At 70.9% G+C, this 2,717-nt stretch carries 2 protein-coding genes and 1 pseudogene; 1 reads left to right on the top strand and 2 read right to left on the bottom strand.

The window, feature by feature from the left end; genetic code table 11:
* Nucleotides 1-312 (top strand): annotated as a pseudogene (locus tag HUU95_RS13585) (RDD family protein); the annotation flags it as partial.
* Here the strand turns inward: HUU95_RS13585 and HUU95_RS13580 are convergent.
* Together HUU95_RS13580 and HUU95_RS13575 are read right to left on the bottom strand one after the other, a co-directional pair.
* Nucleotides 288-1,301, bottom strand: a complete 1,014-nt coding sequence (locus tag HUU95_RS13580) for an inorganic phosphate transporter (RefSeq protein WP_174280592.1) — start codon at nt 1,299-1,301, stop codon at nt 288-290. The pseudogene HUU95_RS13585 and the gene HUU95_RS13580 sit on opposite strands and share 25 nt — an antisense overlap.
* Before the next feature lie 5 nt (nt 1,302-1,306).
* Nucleotides 1,307-2,428, bottom strand: coding sequence for a DUF47 family protein (locus HUU95_RS13575; RefSeq protein WP_254602808.1), 1,122 nt, complete (start codon nt 2,426-2,428; stop codon nt 1,307-1,309).
* Nucleotides 2,429-2,717: the final 289 nt, after the last annotated feature.

Below are 2,717 nucleotides of genomic sequence, written 5' to 3'. Positions count from 1 at the left end.
GACGTGCGCGCGCGGCTCGGCGCGGACCTGGCGGCGCTGCCGGCGCAGCGCCGCTTCAGCGACGCCGCGCTGTCGCTCTACGGCGAGTTCGAGCTGCAGGCGCTGGAGGAGGTGCTGCGCTCCGGGAACACGGACGGGATGACCATCGTCGCCGCGACGATCCGCGCCAAGGCGGGCCTGCCCGACGACGGCGACGATCCGCGCTTCCTCGCCGATTACTATGCGGAGCTATGCGCGCGGCTGGAACGGCGGATGTCGTTCGGCCGGCGCGTCGCAGACAAGCACGCTCAGAACAGCCGCGTCGCCGCGTAGAACAGCGCGCCCACCGTCGCCGAGGCGGGGATGGTGACGATCCAGGCGATCACCACATTGCCCGCCACGCCCCAGCGCACCGACGACGCGCGCCGGGCGGTGCCCGCGCCGATGATCGCGCCGGTGATGGTGTGCGTGGTCGACACCGGCACCCCCAGCGCCGACGCGCCGAACAGCACCACCGAACCGGCGGCGGACGCGCTGAACCCCTGATGCTGCGACAGCTTGGTGATGCGGCTGCCCATCGTCTCGATGATCTTCCACCCGCCCGTGACGGTGCCCAGCGCGATCGCGGCGTAGCAGGACAGCGCCACCCAGGGCGGCACGTGGAACTCGCCATGCAGATGCCCGGTCGAATAGAGCAGCACCGTGATGATCCCCATCGTCTTCTGCGCGTCGTTCAGCCCGTGGCTCAGCGAATAGGCGGCCGACGAGGCAAGGTGCAGCGACCGGAACGAGCGCTCGGCGCCGGACGAGGTGGCGCGCCGGAACAGCCAGGACGAGCCCAGCATCACCAGCATCGCCAGCGCCATGCCGATGGTGGGCGACAGCACGATCGCGATCAGCGTCTTGTTCAGCCCGTCCCATTGCACGACGCCGATCCCCGAATGGGCCAGCCCCGCGCCGATCAGCCCGCCGACCAGCGCGTGCGACGACGAGGACGGGATGCCGCGCAGCCACGTCACGATGTTCCAGAACATCGCGCCCCCCAGCGCGCCGAACACCACGGCCGGTGTCACCGCATCGGCGGCGATCAGCCCCTTGCCGATCGTCGCCGCCACCGCATGGAGGCTGGGAAAGGCGAGCGTCAGGAAATAGGCCGCGAAGTTGAAGAACGCGGCGAACGCCACCGCGCGCACCGGCGACAGCAGCCGGGTCGCCACCACCGTCGCGATCGCGTTGGCGGCGTCGTGCAGGCCGTTGAGATAGTCGAACGCGAGCGCCACGCCGATCAGCGCGACGAGCAGCGGCAGGGCAAGAATGTGCATGGTGCCTACGCGTAGTCGATGACGATGCCGTCGATCTCGTCGGCGACATCCTCGAACGCGTCGACGATGCGTTCCAGATGCTCGTACAGCTCGCGTTCCTTGACGAAGCGCAGCGTGTCGATCGCGCCGAACTCCTTCAGCGAGCGCTTCAGCCCCGCCTTGTGCACCTCGTCGGCATGGCCCTCGATGCGGATGACCCGCTCGGTCAACTCGTGCAGCCGGTCGCCGTTGCGCGTCACGTCGCGCAGCAGCGGCATCGCCTCGGCGGTCAGCCGCGCGGCATCGACCACCAGCGCCGCCATGTCGCGCATCTCCGGCGCGAAGCTGGCCACCTCGTACAGGTCAATGGCGGCGGCGGCGGACTGCATCTCGTCGATCGTGTCGTCCAGCGCGCCGATCAGCGCGGTGATCGCGCCGCGATCGAAGGGGGTCAGGAAGGTGGCGCGCACCTGCTTGAGCACGTCGCGCGTGATGTCGTCGGCGTCGTGCTCGCGCTCGCCGATCTCGCGGATGTGCTCGGCCGTCGCGGGCCCACCGTCGAGCAGCCGCGCGGTCGCCTTCGCGCCGGCGAGCACGGTGGCGGCGTGCGCCTCGAACATCTCGAAGAAATTGCCCGTCCGGGGCAACAGGCGCTGGAACCAGGAGAACATGGCGACGGATTTCCTGCCTTGGGGGGCTTGGGGGTGGCGCGCCTGGCGGACGGCCGCGCGGAACTGGGCGGGGGCGAAGGTGCGGATCAGGTCGCGCAGGTCGGTCTCGTCCACCGCGTCGGCGGCGGCGGCGAGGCTGAACCAGCGCCGCTCGCGCTCGCCGCGCTCCTTCCAGTCGGCCAGTTCCTGCGTCACCGCGAGCGGGAACACGTCGACATCGACCATCAGCGACGCACCACTGCCGCGCTTCTTGCGATACCGATAGGCGCCGATCGGCACGGGGCACAGCGCGCCGCACACCCCCGCCTCCTCCTCCGCCTCCGCGGCGGCGGCGGCGGACGGCGACAGGCCGGGCGCGATATTGCCCTTGGGGATCACCCAGCGGCGCGTCGCGCGCGACGTGACCAGCAGCACGCGCACCGCCGCATCGCCGCCGGTTCCTTCGAACCTGTAGGGGAGGGCCGCGATCTGGCGAATGGACGTGATCCGAATCCGACGGGGGAAGGCGCGCCCTATGGCATGGCGAACGCCCGCGCGCATCCGGAACTATCGGCGTCGGCGCGGATGCGACCATTGTCGGGCCTCGCGCGTAGAAGGATCCGCGATGACCGATCAGGGGTATAGGGGCGATAGCCGGGACGGCGTCGATGTCGCGTGCACGGGCTGCGGCGCGATCCAGTTCCTGCCCGCGTCCGGCATCGGCCGGGCGACCTGCTCCGTGTGCGACACGCCGCTGCGCCGCGCGCGCGGGACGGACGGGCGCGCG

The sequence above is a fragment of the Sphingomonas bacterium genome, assembly GCF_903643065.1.
Lineage (GTDB): Bacteria > Pseudomonadota > Alphaproteobacteria > Sphingomonadales > Sphingomonadaceae > Sphingomonas.
Note: the sequence above shows the minus strand (reverse complement) of the source record. Positions and strands in the feature narration are given on the sequence as shown.